We start from the raw sequence: 16,654 nt of genomic DNA on the forward strand, positions 1-16,654 counted from the left end.
ATATCTTTCTTTATTATTTTCTTTTATATGCTTTTCTGATTTCTTATCTAATCCATGGTTTTTTCAGACTTAAAAGGAAATACCAAGTAGATGGAAGGTGAGTTTCTCGGTCTTTAGACTGATTTTAGGCTGAAAAAACTATGAACCTGCTTCTTTCAGCTTTTGAATATATTCTTCTAAAACTAGCTGATGTTTGGCCATATACTGAGCATTCTCAACACCGACATAGCGGAAATGCCAGTTTTCATAGTCCACACCCGTAATCGCATTTTTCCCTTCTGGATAACGGAGAACAAACCCATATTGTGGCGCCAAGGCAATAATCTGCTGGGCTACCTCTTCAGACTGTCCATTTGGAGCACTCATATCAATCGCAAGACCCGTCTGGTGCTCACTAGCTCCTGGAACCTGCACTTGTGTTTGCGCTTGACGTTCTGCCTCTTCATGAGGTAGGCCTGTAGCTTCTAATTGAGCCACCCGCTCATTGTAGATTTCCGTTTGCTCCTCTACACTTCGATAACCCGAAATCAAGGATTCTTCAGGCGCAATAGCTCTTGCGGCTGCTAGAAACTGTTTGGTTTGTTCTGCAATCCGACTATCCACCTTGATTTCTTCAACATCGACCAACTGAGGGTTCAGCTCGGCTAACTTGTTGTCCCGATTGATCAAGACCAAATTCCAATCCTTAGTGGAAACTTGGGGAAGGTCAGTCTTCGGTTTTTCTTCCTTTTTCTCAACTTTTTTTGGAGTAGTCGTTTCAACTTTTTTGTCTTCAGCAAAGTTCATAGGAAGCCATTGAGGTTTCAAATAGAAAATACCCACTCCTGCTCCGATCAGACAGAGGCCTAAACAGCAGAGCACGATCCAGCTAACTTTCTTTTCTCTTTTCTTGGCAAGTTTGTATTTAGTCATGATTTCCCTCTAACAATTGCGCTCCAACTTGTCGGTATGACAGATCTCCAACTGCTTCCAATTTAAATTGGCCATCCTCATACTCAATAACTGTCACACTACCATTGTCCAAAACCAATTCTTTGAAGGCTTTTGGATCAATCAAGTAAATCAAGGTACTGATCGTCATCCCATGACTGACCACGATGGCATTGCCACCACCTTGAGACTCGACATCCTTGGCAATCGCCGTAAAGCCATCCAAAATTCGATCTCGAAGAGTTTCCCAGGACTCCGCCCAGCCTGCTGTATCCACTTCGACAATCCCTTCAGCTAACTCCATCAAGCTTAAATGATGGAAATCATCGACTCGAAAGACACGTGGCAGAACCCCCATAAAGAGTTCCCCGTCGTAGGCTCCATCAAAGCTTCCAAAACACCATTCGCGAATACGCTTATCATAGCGATAAGGAATTTTACCAGTCAAACCTAATTCTTCTAACACAATTCCCATGGTTTGAATGGTTCGACCCGAGTCACTGGAAACAGCTTGTTGGAACTGAATCCCTGCCTCACGCAGACCAATCCCCAATTCATGAATCCCTCGTTCACCAGCTTCCGTCAAGGGGCTATCAGACCAACCTTGGGCACGACCAATGGTATTAAACATGGTTTTTCCATGACGGGCAATATACAATTTTGTCTTTGCCATTTTTATCCTCCTGCAATTGTTATCTTCTTATATAAGCTATTTTATTTTTTTACATCAAGTTCTTCTGAGTGGGTTGCTAACCAGTTAGCACCCAGCTTGCGATAAGACTCATCTCCGATGGTTTGAATCGAGAAACGTCCATTTTCGTATTCTACCAGGGTAACACTGCCATTTTCAACCCTTGGATCCAATACAATTTCTGGATTTAAAATGCACACAAAGGAACCGATGGTCATGCTATGACTGACAATTAGGGCATTTCCACCACCCTTGGCTTCGACTTCTTTAGCAATCTCTTCAAAACCATCTACAATGCGTTTTTTCAACACATCCCACGGTTCAGCCCATCCGGCTGTATCCACTTGGTAAATACCATTCGCCAGTTCTTCCAGAGTAAGTTTCTTATAGTCTTCAATATCTAGAACGCGAGGAACAACTCCACGGAAAAGTTCCCCTCCGTAGGCACCATCAAAACTTCCAAAACACCATTCCCGGATCTTTTTGTTGAAAGTATAAGGAATCTGATCTGTTAGCCCAAGCTCGTCTAAAACAATTCCCATGGTTTGAATGGCGCGACCGGAGTCGCTGGAAACAGCACGGACAAAGTCCAAACCAGATTCTCTCAAACCAACCCCCAATTCACGGATACCTTCTTCTCCTTGAGCAGTCAGGGGTGTATCCGACCAACCTTGGGCACGACCTATCGTATTAAACATGGTTTTTCCATGCCGAATAATAAATAATCTTGTTTTCGCCATGTGATCTCCTTTTACGTTCTTCTATTATATCATTTTTTATAAGGAAACTGGCAGCGATGATCACTAGATTCACTTTCACTACCTTGGTCAATATTAAAAGCCCTGAGCAAAAATTATGCTCCAGGGCCATTTTTTAGTTTTTAAAGCTATGAACTGGGGCCGGAATTTGACCCCCACGGGCAATAAAATCAGCTGACGAAGCCTTGTTGACCTTCATCACTGGAGCAGACCCAAGAAGTCCTCCAAGCTCTAACATATCACCCTCTTCTCCATAAGGGATAATCCGAACCGCTGTTGTCTTTTGGTTGATCACTCCGATAGCTGCTTCATCGGCAATCATAGCCGCAATGGTTGTAGCTGGAGTATCAGCTGGAATGGCAATCATATCCAGACCGACGGAACAGATAGCTGTCATGGCTTCCAATTTTTCCAAATTGATATGACCTGACTGGACTGCCGCAATCATCCCCTCATCTTCTGAGACCGGAATGAAGGCACCTGACAAACCACCGACTTGGTTACAAGCCATGATGCCGCCTTTTTTCACTTGGTCATTGAGTAGAGCGAGCGCTGCAGTAGTTCCATGGGTTCCTACTACTTCAAGCCCCATAGCCTCAAGGACACGGGCAACCGAATCCCCAACAGCTGGTGTTGGCGCGAGAGACAAGTCGACAATACCAAACTCAACACCGAGACGTTCACTAGCCATTTGACCAACCAGTTGCCCGACACGAGTAATCTTGAAGGCTGTCTTCTTAACTGTTTCAGCCAATACATCAAAGCTTGCACCAGGAACTTTTTCAATCGCCCGTTGGACGACACCAGGTCCAGAAACCCCAACGTTGATGACAACATCCGCTTCACCAACACCGTGGAAGGCACCCGCCATAAAAGGATTGTCCTCTACTGCATTGGCAAAGACAACGAGTTTCCCAGGCCCCATTGGATCTGCTTGGGAAGCTTCTTTAATGATACGGCCCATGTCTCGGACAGCGGTCATATTGATCCCCGTCTTGGTCGATCCGATATTGACTGAAGAGCAGACAAAGTCCGTCTCTGCTAGGGCACGAGGAATGGAATTGATGAGGATTTCATCCCCTTTTTGGTAGCCTTTTTGAACCAGGGCTGAGAAGCCACCGATAAAGTTAATTCCGATCTCTTTAGCCGCACGATCCAACGCCTTGGCAAAGGGCACATAATCTGTCGCATTGGTTGCTGCCCCGATAATAGAAATCGGAGTGACCGAAACCCGCTTGTTCACAATCGGGATGCCGAGTTCTGCTGCAATCTCATCCCCAACAGCTACTAAGTCCTTGGCCTTTGTCACAATCTTCTGGTAGACCTTTTCTGCCGCTTTATCAATATCTGGATCAATACAATCTAGTAGGGAGATGCCCATGGTGATGGTCCGAACATCAAAGTTCTGCTCCTCAATCATGGCAATGGTTTCTGTTACCTGTCTAATGTCCATAAATTCTCAACCCCTATCTTACAAATTGTGCATGGCGTCAAAAATGGCTGCGCTCTGGATATTGATTTTCACATGAAGAGACTGACCGAATTCTTCCAACTCTGAACGAAGTTGCGTGAAATCTTTTTTCTCATCCGATGATACGACCGCCATCATGGTAAAGTATTCATCCAATACAGTTTGAGAGATATCATCGATATTGAGTCCCAACTCTGCCACCTTAGTCGCAACACCTGCTACGATTCCTTTTTGGTCTTTTCCGACGACTGTAATAATTGCTTTCATTTCACTGCTCCATTCTATCTATTTGCTTCCATTGTAGCACATTCACCTTAAAATCGCTTAAATGTTTTAGAAAAGGTTCGGTTTTACAAACAAAAAGAAGACATCCAAGAAAATCTCTTGAATGTATGTAAGTCTTGATAAATCACCAATGGCTAAAGCGATTTTTCTTAAAGTAGTGGCTGAGGAAACACAGATATTAAACAAGAAAATGCCAGTAGATATAGTTGTAGACGAAAATCCAGATCGGTTTCCAAAAAGTCAGAAAATTGCTAAAAGCATGCAAGAAAATCGGCAGTCGGATTTCTTTAGATTTCTTATAGATAGCTGCGAAGAAGATCCCTGAACAGAAATAAAGAGAAAAGGTTACAGGATCCCGATATTGATAGATCAGATGAAAGGCCGCAAAGAGAAAGCCTGAAAGCAAAATATCTAAATGGAATTTGCTTTCTTTAAAGAAGACATCCATCAGATATCCTCTGAAAATGAATTCTTCTATCATAGGAGATGTAGTGGTTGCCAGGACAAAAAACAGAGTACCCGAAATACCGGGACCATTTAGATAAATAGAGGATGGCAATTTTGTTTGATGAACGACAGGAACTAGAAAAGCTTGAAAAGTTTGCAGCACCCATCTTTCAAAAAAGAACCACAAAAGTACCAAAGCAAAATACCCCAGATAGGACCACTTCCATTTCTGTCTGTTTGAATGGGTGGCTATCTTCTGTCTTTTAAACCAAAATAGAATGGCGATGAGTAGCAAAGAGTAGAGAATCAAATAGATGAAATAAAGAAAACTTACATCACCATTGAAAACTCCAGTTAGGTAGATACCAAGACCTTCAATCCCAAAAACAAATAAATATAACAGGAACAGTAAAGCAAGTCCATGTTTGGCATATTTCATAACATCCTCCACCAACAAAAAAATTTTAGCCGATACTCATTAAATTGCGAAGAAACTTCGCATTTCAAGTGGCGCAATCAACTTACGGAAGTATTCCCAACCATTCGGACCACCTGAAACTGGAGGCGGTCCCATATATATAGTATTAAAAACCCCACCACCTGCTACTGTTGAGAGAAAATCGTTATCTAAACTATCAAATTCTTCCAAAATATTTGTATTCATTATGAATACCTCCTTATATTTATTAGATTAAAAAATATTGTCTAGTTGCAACTTTGACAATTTTAGTATAGCACACGAAAAATCTTTAAATCAACAAACTCCTCAATTGTCCCTTTTTGAACAGAAAGTGTCATCTTCTTTTGTTTTTTACTCCGCTTTGATAGGAGAAAACAGCCGTTTAGATTTTCTAGCCTGATGATTCCACAATATATTATTCCTTAATCACCTGGACGATTTTATATTGAAATAGCAGAAGATCTATGTTTCTTCAATTAAAAACAAGGCAAGGACCTATTCATCCATCATTAGTTGCGATCTCGTCATAACTCCTTCCCACTTTCAAAATACCGTAGCGAATATTTGACTTCCCATTTCAGAAGGCATATACTTATATTAATCTGAGCTAAATAGTTTTAATTTTTTAAATGAACTGTCTTGAATTCAGATTAAAAAAACTATTTACTTAACGGAGGTGACACTATGTCATTAGAAGATAAATTAAACCAAGTTAAAGGTTCTGTTAAAGAAGGTCTCGGTAAAGTAACCGGCGATAAAAAAACAGAAGCTGAAGGCGTTGCTGAAAAAGTTGCATCAAAAGCAAAAGAAGTTGCTGAAGACGCAAAAGAAGCTGTCGAAGGAGCTATCAACGGCGTGAAAAATATCCTTCACAAAGACGATAACTAATCGTTAACGTGCTAAAACCACCCTATTTTCTACCGTCACGTTTGACTGTGGAAGATAGGGTGGTTTTTTGTTTATCTTTGATTTAGTTTGGGTGTAGAAAAAAGAACACCCCGAAAGATGCTCTTTGTAAGTATAGTAATTCTTTCGAAGAACGTTTTGAGTGCAGTGGTTGCCATCCAATCAAACATCGCTTTGCTTGTTTTCTTGGGGCAACTGTGCATAGCATATCTCTACGCGACTAAAGTCGCTAGAGCTATCCTAATTGCGCACCGCTAGTTCTCATAGAAAAAAACACCTTGCAAGATGCAAAGTATTTTCGTTTGTATTCTGCTGTCCAGCAACGAATTAACGTTTAGAGAACTGGCTAGCTTTACGAGCTTTTTTCAATCCTAATTTGAATAGTCTTGCTTTTAGGACAGCTCAAAAGCGCTCAATAGCAGCCATCAGAAGAGTTTCTTCTGATTTCGATTTCAATAAATAGGAATAGGTGTATCTAAAATAGTGCAATTTCTTAACGCAAAACTTTCAATCCTATCCTCTTCCTTCTTATCCTAACAAAGTTTGTAATATTGGAATAACAACGATAAATAGAACCGTACTTAGAGTCACCACATTCGTAGAGAATTCCACATCTCCTTTTCCCTGATTAGCAAGGATCGGGAGAACAGCTAAAGCTGGTGTAGCGGACTGAATCATAAAGGTCTTAAATTCTACTGTCGCCATATTTGGTGCAAAGAACTTCAATACAAGAAGCATGATTAGAGGAGCTAGGATAAAGCATCCAACTAAAGTGACAATTGTATCTTTATCAAAAGTAATAGTTTTCAAGCCTGCCTTTGCAAGAACGATACCAATATAAATCAGAGATAGGGGAGTGACGATATTTCCAACATAGGTTAAGGTATTCGTTGCGAAATCTGGAATAGAGATTCGGAGAATCAAAAATAGCAGAGCCACAAGAAAACCTACAAGCGGAGCTGGTAGCAATTTCTTCCAGTCAAATTTACTTGTCTCCTTGCTTTGACCTGATTTACTATCGCTCGTCATCAAATACACGCCTAATGTCCAGGTGGAAATCGTGTTGGTGATATAGTAAATTAAGAAATAAGGAAGAGCCTGATCCCCAAAAAGAGCAACGTTTAAAGGTAAACCAATAAAAATAGTATTAGCATTCACAAAGGTATTAATCATGGTTCCTCGTCGTCCTGGACGAACCTTGAAAATCATAACTGCAATATAAGCTACGATATAGCCCAAGATAAAGGCTACAAATGTATAAAGGAGACCTCCAGAAAGACTGATTAGTTTATCTAGCGTTAGGTATTTCATCACCGACACAAAGATTGACGCTGGCAAGGCTACATTCATGATCAAACGAGACAGGTTAGGTCCAAAGGCATCTCCAAACCATCCCTTCACCTGAAGAATATACCCCAAAACAATGATAGTGATAATCGGAATGATACTCGTAATCGAGGTTAAAAAGAGTGACATAGGTATCCTTTCTAAATTACTTAAGTCCACAGCCCATACAAATCTGTCGCTAGTGAAGGATAGATAGCAGCAATGAATTATTTATACTCTGGATACCACTTCAAATCACGAACTGCTTTGGCCATATCTGTTTCCTTAGCACACGCAAGACCTTGCTCTTGTGCTTTTTTAGCGACTGCTTCTGCTACTTTAATAGAAACATCTGCTACATACTTGAATGGTGGCAAGACAGGAGCTCCTGGTTGGCCTGGATTGACAATACCACTCAATGAATGAGCTGCTGCTCCAATCATTTCATCAGTCAAAAGACTTGCTTCAGAAGCCAGCATACCTAGACCAAGACCTGGGTAAATCAAGGCATTATTGGCTTGACCAATCACATAGTCGACAGCTTTATAAGAAACTGTATCAGCAGGAATTCCTGTTGCGACAAAAGCTTTGCCATCTGACCATTCGATCAAATCTTTGGCACTAGCTTCTGCTAGTTTGGTTGGATTTGACAAAGGGAAGATCATCGGACGCTCTGTATTTTCACACATAGCCTCTACTATTTCTTTAGTGAAGGTATTAGGCTGAGTCGAAGTTCCTACAAGAATGGTTGGCTTCACAGTCTTCACTACTTCAAGCAGGTCAGTCAACTTGTCTGCGTTACTAAAGTCAGCACGTTTCTTAGCAAACGGTTTTTGTTCAGGAGTTAGGTCATCCATGTCATCAAAGAGAAGACCTTGTTTATCAACCATAAAGAAACGTTTATAGGCTTCTTCTTCAGAAAGACCTTCACTCACCATTTCACGAAGAACACGAGCGGCAATTCCTGCACCAGCAGTACCACCACCATAGCAGAGATAAACTTGATCTGTTAATTTTTCACCACTAATATCCAGTGAACCAAAGATACCACCTAGGGTAACGATTCCTGTACCTTGAATATCATCATTAAAAGTTGGAATTTGTTTTCGGTATTTTTCAAGAATATTGGCAGCATTCGAGCGGCCGAAGTCTTCCCAGTGAAGGTAGAGTTTAGGAAAGAGACGTTCTGCTGTTTGAACAAATTGGTCAATGAAGTCGTAGTAACGATCTCCGCGAACCCGTTCGTGACGATTTCCTAAGTAATTAGGATTGTTACGAAGTTCTTCACGGTTAGTCCCTGCATCGATAACTAAAGGAAGGACCATAGAAGGATCGATTCCAGCAGCACCCGTGTAGACCATCAATTTCCCAACAGAAATATCGACACCATTTGTTCCCCAGTCACCGATTCCAAGGATTCCTTCTGCATCTGTTACAACAATGAGACGAATCTCGCGATCCCCAGCAGCATTTTTCAAAGTGGCTTCAATATTTTCAGGATGATTGATATCAAGATATCCCGCATATTGGGGATCTACAAAGAGGTCACTATAGCCTTCAATGGTATCTGCAATGGTTGGATCGTATACAATTGGATTGAATTCCTCCAAATGTTGAGAAAAGAGGTAATAGAAAAGAGTCCGGTTGGTATTAAAAATTTCCATTAGGAAAAGACGCTTTTCCAAATCATTGGCTTTTGTTTGCATTTGTGCATAAGTTTGCGCCGCTTGTTCTTCAATCGTTTGAACATACGGTGGCAGTAAACCAATAAGGCCTAGTTCCTTTCGCTCCTCTAAGGTAAAGGCAGTTCCCTTATTAAGGAAAGGATTGTTTAAAATATCATGTGCAGTCATAGTGCAACCTCCTTTTTACTTCTATTATACTACTTAAATGAATTGTTTGGAAAACTTTGTCGTTTAAAAAATACGATTATGTACGTATATGTTATAATGAGTCTACGAGAACAATTTTCTAATAAGCTCTTTTTTACTTAAAACACTATTATTGATGATACTTCAAGTTGTTAAATTTTATAAAGTCCTGAACTCATGAAACTCTCGATGATCACTCTTTCCTAAAAGTTTCAAGTATAGCAAAATAATCATACAAATTGGCAACCCTGATTAAAATTAATATCACATAAGTTCCTTAAACAATACTTTGTGCTTTTTAATGTGTTTTTTTGTCATGCAAAACTTGTATTCTATTTATATGACAACTAAAAACTATTTACAACACTATATTTCCCAAAAAGTGAAATATTTTCGAACACAAAACAAAATGAGCCAGGAAGAACTTTCGGAACAAGCGGGACTTGGGCTTAAGTATATCAACCAACTCGAAAACCAAAATGTGAATCTGACCATTCACAGTCTTGAAAAAGTGATTGATGCCCTAGAGATGACCCCAGAGGAATTTTTCAATTTTGATAGTCTTGAATCAACCTCTGATAAGACTGACAGTCTTTCACTCAAAAGAATCAACATGAAGATTAAACAGCTCCCTATTGATAAACGAGAAAAGATGTTGGTCATTTTTGAAAGTATCTTAGATAATCTTTGAGATTCCTGACTCACTTACATTTTAACCAGCAAATAATCGTATAGTCAAATTGTAGGATACGGATAAAATTTATTTATCTGGTGATTTCCACTTATTTTTTCTCCAATTAATGAAAGTGAGCCCATATGAATTTAAAAGATCTACAATATTTTTATGACCTCTGCCAGCTTCAATCCTATACGGAAGTAGCAAAACTACATAAAGTCAGTCAACCATCTATTTCTTATGCCATCAAGCGCTTAGAGGAATCTTTTAATTGCAAATTGATTCACCATGATCCTTCACATCGTTCCTTCAAACTCACTCCTCAAGGGCAAATCCTTCTAAAGCATACAGAAAAGATCTTATCTGAGGTTATTTCTACTCGCAAAGAAATTAATCGCTCCTTGGCACAATACTCTACTGTAGGATTCCCTCCTATTATCATTCAGTATCTCTTTGCAGCCTTAGACGAAAAAGATAAATTCGATTTTTTAAAAAAGTTACGCCCTATCCGCGGTGGCTCCGTAGAGTTATTAGATCTTCTCCTCAAGGGAGACCTTGATGCAAGCCTACTCGGCTTGATTGAACCACTCAATCATCCTTCAATAGAGACACATGAACTCTTTCATAAAGAACTGTATGTCGTTTTATCTAAGAACCATCCTCTTGCTACTGCTCCTTCCCTCGCTTTTGAAGATTTAGTAGATCAATCCTTTATACTTTTAGACGAACACTTTGTTCACCTGAAAGCTTTTGAACTGCTTAATCAAAAGCATCAAAACAAGGCAGAAATATTCTTTAAGAGTGACGACATTGTCATCATTAAAGAACTTTTAAAGAAAGGGATTGGCGTTAGTTTACTGGCTGATATCGCACTTTCTGATGAAGATGATGATTTAATAAAAATCCCTCTAATACCGGAGGACCAGATAACATTTACAGTTTACTACGCTTATCTCAAATCAGCTACACTGTCATCAGAAGTAGAAGCCTTATTTAATCTCATTAAATCATATGAATAGAAAAAACTCTAACTATCAACTACCTGATAGCTAGAGTTTTTTACATTATAGGTAGTAGACTAAAGTATGAAGAAATAGGATATGATCGCCGAATTTTTCATTTACCCGATACCCTTCAAAGAGATTTCTAATTATAAATCCACAAGATATCAATAAAAAAGAACACCCAGAAAGGTGCTCTTTGTAAGTTTGGATAGAACTTACATTCTCGATTTAACTTCTCCTACTTCCTTATTACGATAGTATTTAATAAATTCTTCCTGACTATTGACAATATGCTCCTGTCCATCTACTGAGTTTTCCGCAGGAATTTTCACATTTTCAAATAAATTCGTTCCTTCCTTATACAAGAGCTGGTAAATTGGCATATTGTTTTCGATACTTGGCTTATCTGCCAAGACTACAATTGATCCGTTATTATCTTCCAAAAGCTTTGCTGCTTCAGGGTACTTTTGACGAATAAGGGCATCTTTAGCTAGTTTCCCATCTTTAGAAACACCAAATTCCCAATTAAACATATAGTAGTCTTTAGAATCGGGCAGTAGATTATAAAAACTTGTTGCCGTAGCATATTGCTCATAATCTCGGCCCTTACCTAATTCTACAATCTTCCCCTCATTCAAATCAATAGACTTGGTAAAAAGAGAACCATCTTTGGCATTTTTCAAATGAATATCCAGTAGTTCTCGACCCTCACTAATATAGATAGTAGAAGCAATTCCTACAGGGATATCGTTGGAATCATAATCTCGAGTCATTTTAAAAACATCGTAGTCTTTGGAAGGAAAGCCTTTCGTCTTTATATCATAGACTGCAATCTTCCAATATTCACCTTCAGTAGGCTCATTTCGATATATCGGCAATCTTTTGTATTCCTGTACAATCTTATTCTGGCTGGCAACGGGACCAACCCAATAAACATAGGTAGATTGCGATGCAAGCCAATAGTCCAATGGATTATCATAGTCCCACTTGATTACCAAGGCTTTCCCATCTTCGATATATTTGTAGTCCACTATCTTTCTCTTAAACAAAAAAATAGTGTATGGCTTAACATATTTGTTCACATAGTATTTATAACCCAGGTAAGGCGTAAGTAAGAGAACTCCCACCAACATGGCAATAAACACCATTTTTTTCGAAAATTTCATTGCAAATCCTCCCGATATTTATTATTTGCCAGATAATTTTCTATTGTTTAAAGCATTTGTGCGTTTCAAAAAATATACGTATTTCTAGAAAAAATATCCTTGTCCCATTATACCATATGAAAGATACCATAAGAAGAAAGGAAAAGTAAAAGAACACCCCGAAAGGTGCTCTTTGTAAGTATAGTCATTCTTTCTAGTTAACGTTTTGAGTGCAGTGGTTGCCATCTAATCAAACATCGCTTCGCTTATTTTCTTGGGGCAACTGTGCATAGCATATCTCTATGCGACTAAAGTCGCTAGAGCTATCCTAATTGCGCACCGCCAATTCTCATACAAAATAAAACACCTTGCAATATGCAAAGTGTTTTCGTTTGTATTCTGCTGTCCAGCAACGAATTAACGTTTAGAGAACTGGCTAGCTTTACGCGCTTTCTTAAGACCTGGTTTGGAAAGTATGGATTTCAGTTGGACTAAAAACAGCGTATTATCAAGGCTTTTCAGAACGATATCTACTGATTAATTTCATAAAATATGAATCAATAGATTATAAATAGGGGAATAGTTTAGGTCTGTAAGCATTAAAATAATACACCTAACTTTGATCACCATTTTTTAGTTATTCTGGAATTCTGTTAATATTTTGGACACATTTTGGGAGGAAAATTTGAAGGCTAGCGCCCTTCGGTTGCTGGACCCCTTCTACGACCAATTCCCTGTACTCTACAGGGGACTGGTCATTCAATTTTTGTTGAATTCTAGTTTCATTATAAAATATGATGTAATTTTTGACAATATCTGTTACACTATCTCCAGTTATGTTTCTTCACTTATGGAGAGAGAAGGTTTCAGACTTGAGAACTGAGTGAAACCATTCGATACAGGCATTATCTGCTATTTCGTCTCTTTTCTGAGAATTCTTACACTCCTGTTTCCAGCGATAAAAGTTTGAGCGTTGGACTTCGAAACACTCTAAAATAATAGATACAGGGCACGTTTTCTTATACTCTTCTACTAACTTGATAAGACTTACTTTGTCGATTCTCTTATCAAGCTCTGATACTTTTTTAGTAATTCTACCTGCAAACGTAACTGTTCCACTTCAGATAACTGTTTCATCCCATTACCATAAGTATATTGTTTCCTTACGGGTTGGTGGAAACGGTACAATTCATCATTCTGATACCATCGCTACCAGGTCTTTGCCTGACTAGCATTTTTGATGCTGAGGGTATCCATGATAACTTTATTTGATTTGCCTGCCTTCTTCATTTCGATACTGGCTAGATTAGTTACTACTGAATATGCTTTTTGACCATAACAAAACACCCCTGTTTCTAGTTTACCAGAATTCAACAGGAGTGTTTTCTTGTGTCTCATTTTATGGGTGCAGTGCCGACCCTAGGGATTCTTTCGTTCTCATATATACGTCATTAGTATAGGCTAATTTGATTTAAATTCCAAGAGAAATAACATTTTACATAAAAATCAGTGGGTATTTTACAATTTTTGCATATAATAGAGCTAAAAAACAACTGGTTTTAAGAATTCTTATCTGAAACATTCGGAAATTCCCCTTAACCGTAGCGGAAAGTTGTTTTCTTCTCCTATTTATAATAGACTATCACTAACATTAGATGAAAAGGTGACTCTATGACTATAAATCAACTGCTTCAAAAGCTGGAGCCTACTAGCCCTATCCTTCAAGCTAACTTTGGAATTGAACGCGAAAGTCTTCGTGTCGATAGACAGGGAAAATTAGCACATACGCCTCACCCTTCATGGCTAGGAGCTCGAAGTTTCCACCCTTATATTCAAACAGATTTTTGTGAGTTTCAGATGGAACTCATCACACCAGTTGCTAAATCTACCACTGAGGCTCGTCGATTTCTTGGAGCCATTACCGATGTAGCTGGACGTTCCATCAGTAAAGATGAACTTCTCTGGCCCTTGTCCATGCCTCCTCGTATCAACGCCCAAGAAATCCAAGTTGCCCAACTGGAAAATGAATTTGAACGCTATTATCGTAACTACCTGGCCGAAAAATACGGAACTAAACTACAAGCTATCTCAGGTATCCACTATAATATGGAACTAGGGAAAGATTTGGTTGAAGCCCTATTCCAAGAAAGTGACCAGATTGATATAATTGCTTTCAAAAACGCCCTCTATCTTAAGCTGGCTCAGAACTATTTGCGCTATCGTTGGGTGATTACCTATCTCTTTGGTGCTGCACCTGTTGCTGAGCAAGGCTTCTTCGACCAAGAAGTGCCAGAACTCGTGCGTTCCTTCCGAAACAGCGACCATGGTTATGTCAATAAGGAAGAAATACAAGTATCTTTTGCAAGCCTAGAAGACTATGTCTCTGCCATCGAAAACTATATCGAACAAGGTGATTTGATTGCGGAAAAGGAATTTTACTCGGCTGTTCGTTTCCGTGGACAAAAGGTTAATCGCTCCTTCCTTGACAAGGGAATCACCTACCTAGAATTCCGTAACTTCGACCTCAACCCCTTTGAGCGTATCGGTATTAGCCAAACTACCATGGATACCGTACACCTACTCCTTCTAGCCTTCCTCTGGCTGGATGCCCCTGAAAATGTTGATCAGGCTCTGGCTCAAGGTCACGCGCTGAATGAAAAAATTGCCCTCTCTCATCCTTTAGAACCTCTACCTTCTGAAGCTGAAACTCAGAACATTACGACAGCTCTAGACCAACTGGTGCAACATTTTGGGCTTGGTGACTATCATCAAGGTCTGGTCAAACAAGTTAAAGATGCCTTTGCAGATCCCAGTCAGACAATAGCTGCTCAACTTCTTCCTCATATCAAAGACAAGTCCCTTTCTGACTTTGCCCTTGACAAGGCGCTTGCCTATCATGATTACGACTGGACTGCCCACTATGCCCTTAAGGGTTATGAGGAGATGGAACTTTCTACCCAGATGCTGCTCTTTGATGCCATTCAAAAAGGGCTTCATTTTGAAATCCTAGATGAGCAGGATCAATTCCTTAAACTCTGGCATAAAGATCATGTTGAGTACGTCAAAAATGGTAACATGACCTCAAAAGACAACTATGTAGTTCCTCTTGCCATGGCTAATAAAACCGTGACCAAAAAAATCCTGGCTGATGCTGGCTTCCCTGTCCCTGCCGGCGACGAATTTACCAGTCTAGAACAAGGTCTAGCCTACTATCCTCTTATCAAGGGCAAGCAAATTGTGGTTAAACCAAAATCAACCAACTTCGGTCTGGGCATTTCCATTTTCCAAGAGCCTGCCAGCCTTGATAACTATAAGAAAGCTCTCGAGATTGCCTTTGCAGAAGATACAGCTGTTCTTGTTGAAGAATTTATCCCAGGAACCGAATACCGTTTCTTCATTCTGGACGGGCGTTGTGAGTCTGTCCTCCTTCGTGTCGCTGCTAATGTTGTCGGTGATGGCAAACACACCATTCGTGAATTAGTCGCTCAGAAAAATGCCAATCCATTGCGAGGCCGTGACCACCGCTCACCTCTGGAAATCATTAAGCTAGGAGACATTGAACAATTGATGTTGACTCAGCAAGGTTATGCACCTGATGATATTCTCCCAGAAGGGAAAAAGGTCAATCTCCGCCGTAACTCCAACATCTCTACGGGTGGTGACTCTATTGATGTCACTGAGACAATAGATTCCTCTTACCAAGAATTGGCAGCAGCTATGGCAACTAGCATGGGGGCCTGGGCTTGCGGGGTTGATCTCATCATTCCAGATAAAACTCAGCCTGCTAGCAAGGAAAAACCTCATTTCACTTGTATCGAGCTCAACTTCAATCCCGCTATGTATATTCACACCTATTGTGCTGAAGGTCCTGGACAAGCTATCACTCCAAAAATCCTAGACAAGCTTTTTCCAGAAGTTGCCACAAGTCAAACCTAAAGCCTAATTCTTAGGAACAAACAAATCACCTTTATCTCGATGATATGATACCTCTTAAGTAGAAAAGGTAAATACCTAAAATCTACGGCTCTTTGTCAACTGTAGTGGGTTGAAGTCTTTTTATTAAATTCTCACTTTTTGGGGTCAGTCCCTTAAAACATGCTATTTTTATCATTGATAAATATTAATAGCTAACTTTCCGAAAAACAACTATTTTTTATACAAAAAAGACATCCAAGAGAAAATTCTTGAATGTCTGTAAACGTTGATAGTATCGTATTGATTAACGTTTTGAGAATTGTGATGCTTTACGAGCTTTCTTAAAGCCTGGTTTGGAAAGTATGGATTTCAGTTGGACTAAAAACAGCGTAATATCAAGGATTTTCTGAACAATATCTACTTTTTAATTTCATAAAATCTGAATCAATATTTTTAAAATAGGGAATAGTTTAGGTCTCTAAGCATTAAAATAATACACCTAACTTTGGTCACCGTTTTTTAGTTATTCACTCTTTTTTCGGATAGTGTTTTTAAAGTTATGATGTAAAATGCCGCAATTAAAACACTATACATCATAATCGGAGGATAGACAATTAAAGATAGAATCAATCCCACTCCTTTAATTATTAGGTCAGGTATCAATAACTTTCTATATTGTGCGGTAGCTTCAAGTAATTCTTTCTGATCTATATTGGGTTTATCAATTACTTTATGTAAAAACCAGTTTGCTACCGTTGAAACAATAACG

At 39.4% G+C, this 16,654-nt stretch carries 17 protein-coding genes and 1 pseudogene; 5 read left to right on the plus strand and 13 right to left on the minus strand.

The window, feature by feature from the left end; translation table 11 throughout:
- A pseudogene (locus tag LXO72_RS09900) lies at positions 1–101 on the plus strand (DUF2812 domain-containing protein); the annotation flags it as partial.
- Positions 102–138: 37 nt separating this feature from the next.
- Here the strand turns inward: LXO72_RS09900 and LXO72_RS09905 are convergent.
- The 7 genes from LXO72_RS09905 to LXO72_RS09935 all read right to left on the minus strand — a co-directional run bounded on the left by LXO72_RS09905 (position 139) and on the right by LXO72_RS09935 (position 5,246).
- Positions 139–912: a M15 family metallopeptidase gene (locus LXO72_RS09905; protein WP_233332532.1), complete on the minus strand. Its 774-nt coding sequence runs from the start codon at positions 910–912 to the stop codon at positions 139–141.
- Positions 905–1,603, minus strand: a complete 699-nt coding sequence (locus LXO72_RS09910; protein WP_233332534.1) for a histidine phosphatase family protein — start codon at positions 1,601–1,603, stop codon at positions 905–907. Before LXO72_RS09910 ends, LXO72_RS09905 begins: the two co-directional genes overlap by 8 nt.
- 41 nt (positions 1,604–1,644) lie before the next feature.
- Complete coding sequence (locus LXO72_RS09915) at positions 1,645–2,361, minus strand: histidine phosphatase family protein (protein ID WP_233332536.1); 717 nt, start codon at positions 2,359–2,361, stop codon at positions 1,645–1,647.
- Between the two features lie 133 nt (positions 2,362–2,494).
- The gene (locus LXO72_RS09920; RefSeq protein ID WP_233332538.1) at positions 2,495–3,832 is read right to left on the minus strand and encodes a PFL family protein; all 1,338 of its coding nucleotides are present in this window, start codon (positions 3,830–3,832) and stop codon (positions 2,495–2,497) included.
- Positions 3,833–3,850: 18 nt separating this feature from the next.
- Positions 3,851–4,117: an ACT domain-containing protein gene (locus tag LXO72_RS09925; RefSeq protein WP_003004214.1), complete on the minus strand. Its 267-nt coding sequence runs from the start codon at positions 4,115–4,117 to the stop codon at positions 3,851–3,853.
- A gap of 196 nt (positions 4,118–4,313) precedes the next feature.
- The gene (locus LXO72_RS10205; RefSeq protein WP_325167128.1) at positions 4,314–5,021 is read right to left on the minus strand and encodes a CPBP family intramembrane glutamic endopeptidase; all 708 of its coding nucleotides are present in this window, start codon (positions 5,019–5,021) and stop codon (positions 4,314–4,316) included.
- A 39-nt stretch (positions 5,022–5,060) separates the two neighbouring features.
- Positions 5,061–5,246, minus strand: coding sequence for a hypothetical protein (locus LXO72_RS09935; RefSeq protein ID WP_233332539.1), 186 nt, complete (start codon positions 5,244–5,246; stop codon positions 5,061–5,063).
- A gap of 480 nt (positions 5,247–5,726) precedes the next feature.
- Between LXO72_RS09935 and LXO72_RS09940 the strand changes: the two genes are divergently transcribed.
- Positions 5,727–5,930 (plus strand): CsbD family protein, encoded by a 204-nt coding sequence (locus tag LXO72_RS09940; RefSeq protein WP_061454701.1) that lies wholly within the window; start codon positions 5,727–5,729, stop codon positions 5,928–5,930.
- Between the two features lie 546 nt (positions 5,931–6,476).
- Here LXO72_RS09940 and LXO72_RS09945 read toward each other — a convergent pair.
- Both LXO72_RS09945 and LXO72_RS09950 read right to left on the minus strand, forming a co-directional pair.
- Positions 6,477–7,424, minus strand: a complete 948-nt coding sequence (locus LXO72_RS09945) for an AEC family transporter (protein WP_233332541.1) — start codon at positions 7,422–7,424, stop codon at positions 6,477–6,479.
- 77 nt (positions 7,425–7,501) lie between these two features.
- Positions 7,502–9,127, minus strand: a complete 1,626-nt coding sequence (locus LXO72_RS09950) for a malolactic enzyme (protein ID WP_061455658.1) — start codon at positions 9,125–9,127, stop codon at positions 7,502–7,504.
- A gap of 358 nt (positions 9,128–9,485) precedes the next feature.
- On the opposite strand from LXO72_RS09950, the gene LXO72_RS09955 reads away from it, so the two are divergent.
- Positions 9,486–9,836: a helix-turn-helix domain-containing protein gene (locus LXO72_RS09955; protein ID WP_061455764.1), complete on the plus strand. Its 351-nt coding sequence runs from the start codon at positions 9,486–9,488 to the stop codon at positions 9,834–9,836.
- Between the two features lie 125 nt (positions 9,837–9,961).
- Entirely contained in the window at positions 9,962–10,840 is an 879-nt protein-coding gene (locus tag LXO72_RS09960; RefSeq protein WP_061455659.1) for a LysR family transcriptional regulator, read from the plus strand.
- Positions 10,841–11,040: 200 nt separating this feature from the next.
- Here the strand turns inward: LXO72_RS09960 and LXO72_RS09965 are convergent, their stop codons facing one another.
- The 3 genes from LXO72_RS09965 to LXO72_RS10240 all read right to left on the minus strand — a co-directional run bounded on the left by LXO72_RS09965 (position 11,041) and on the right by LXO72_RS10240 (position 13,344).
- A complete protein-coding gene (locus tag LXO72_RS09965) occupies positions 11,041–11,991 on the minus strand; it encodes a hypothetical protein (RefSeq protein ID WP_061455660.1) in 951 nt (316 codons plus the stop codon).
- Positions 11,992–12,607: 616 nt separating this feature from the next.
- On the minus strand, positions 12,608–12,808 hold the full coding sequence (locus LXO72_RS10235) for an IS3 family transposase (RefSeq protein WP_442805162.1): 201 nt from the start codon (positions 12,806–12,808) through the stop codon (positions 12,608–12,610).
- 371 nt (positions 12,809–13,179) lie between these two features.
- Positions 13,180–13,344, minus strand: coding sequence for a hypothetical protein (locus LXO72_RS10240; RefSeq protein ID WP_442805161.1), 165 nt, complete (start codon positions 13,342–13,344; stop codon positions 13,180–13,182).
- Positions 13,345–13,641: 297 nt separating this feature from the next.
- Here LXO72_RS10240 and gshAB point away from each other — a divergent pair, with 297 nt between their 5' ends.
- Positions 13,642–15,906: a bifunctional glutamate--cysteine ligase GshA/glutathione synthetase GshB gene (gshAB, locus tag LXO72_RS09975; RefSeq protein ID WP_233332543.1), complete on the plus strand. Its 2,265-nt coding sequence runs from the start codon at positions 13,642–13,644 to the stop codon at positions 15,904–15,906.
- Positions 15,907–16,404: 498 nt separating this feature from the next.
- Here gshAB and LXO72_RS09980 read toward each other — a convergent pair.
- The coding region (locus LXO72_RS09980; RefSeq protein WP_233332545.1) for a hypothetical protein at positions 16,405–16,654 on the minus strand (250 nt) is incomplete at its 5' end.

The organism is Streptococcus sp. XMC (assembly GCF_021341835.1).
Taxonomy (GTDB): Bacteria; Bacillota; Bacilli; order Lactobacillales; family Streptococcaceae; genus Streptococcus.

Excerpts from the sequence above, each read along its gene's own strand:
- LXO72_RS09950 (WP_061455658.1), bottom strand. The coding sequence starts at position 9,127 with ATGACTGCACATGATATTTTAAACAATCCTTTCCTTAATAAGGGAACT.
- LXO72_RS09925 (WP_003004214.1), bottom strand. The coding sequence starts at position 4,117 with ATGAAAGCAATTATTACAGTCGTCGGAAAAGACCAAAAAGGAATCGTA.
- LXO72_RS09920 (WP_233332538.1), bottom strand. The coding sequence starts at position 3,832 with ATGGACATTAGACAGGTAACAGAAACCATTGCCATGATTGAGGAGCAG.
- LXO72_RS09935 (WP_233332539.1), bottom strand. The coding sequence starts at position 5,246 with ATGAATACAAATATTTTGGAAGAATTTGATAGTTTAGATAACGATTTT.
- LXO72_RS09915 (WP_233332536.1), bottom strand. The coding sequence starts at position 2,361 with ATGGCGAAAACAAGATTATTTATTATTCGGCATGGAAAAACCATGTTT.
- LXO72_RS09905 (WP_233332532.1), bottom strand. The coding sequence starts at position 912 with ATGACTAAATACAAACTTGCCAAGAAAAGAGAAAAGAAAGTTAGCTGG.
- LXO72_RS09910 (WP_233332534.1), bottom strand. The coding sequence starts at position 1,603 with ATGGCAAAGACAAAATTGTATATTGCCCGTCATGGAAAAACCATGTTT.
- LXO72_RS10205 (WP_325167128.1), bottom strand. The coding sequence starts at position 5,021 with ATGAAATATGCCAAACATGGACTTGCTTTACTGTTCCTGTTATATTTA.
- gshAB (WP_233332543.1), top strand. The coding sequence starts at position 13,642 with ATGACTATAAATCAACTGCTTCAAAAGCTGGAGCCTACTAGCCCTATC.
- LXO72_RS09955 (WP_061455764.1), top strand. The coding sequence starts at position 9,486 with ATGACAACTAAAAACTATTTACAACACTATATTTCCCAAAAAGTGAAA.
- LXO72_RS09965 (WP_061455660.1), bottom strand. The coding sequence starts at position 11,991 with ATGAAATTTTCGAAAAAAATGGTGTTTATTGCCATGTTGGTGGGAGTT.
- LXO72_RS09960 (WP_061455659.1), top strand. The coding sequence starts at position 9,962 with ATGAATTTAAAAGATCTACAATATTTTTATGACCTCTGCCAGCTTCAA.
- LXO72_RS09940 (WP_061454701.1), top strand. The coding sequence starts at position 5,727 with ATGTCATTAGAAGATAAATTAAACCAAGTTAAAGGTTCTGTTAAAGAA.
- LXO72_RS09945 (WP_233332541.1), bottom strand. The coding sequence starts at position 7,424 with ATGTCACTCTTTTTAACCTCGATTACGAGTATCATTCCGATTATCACT.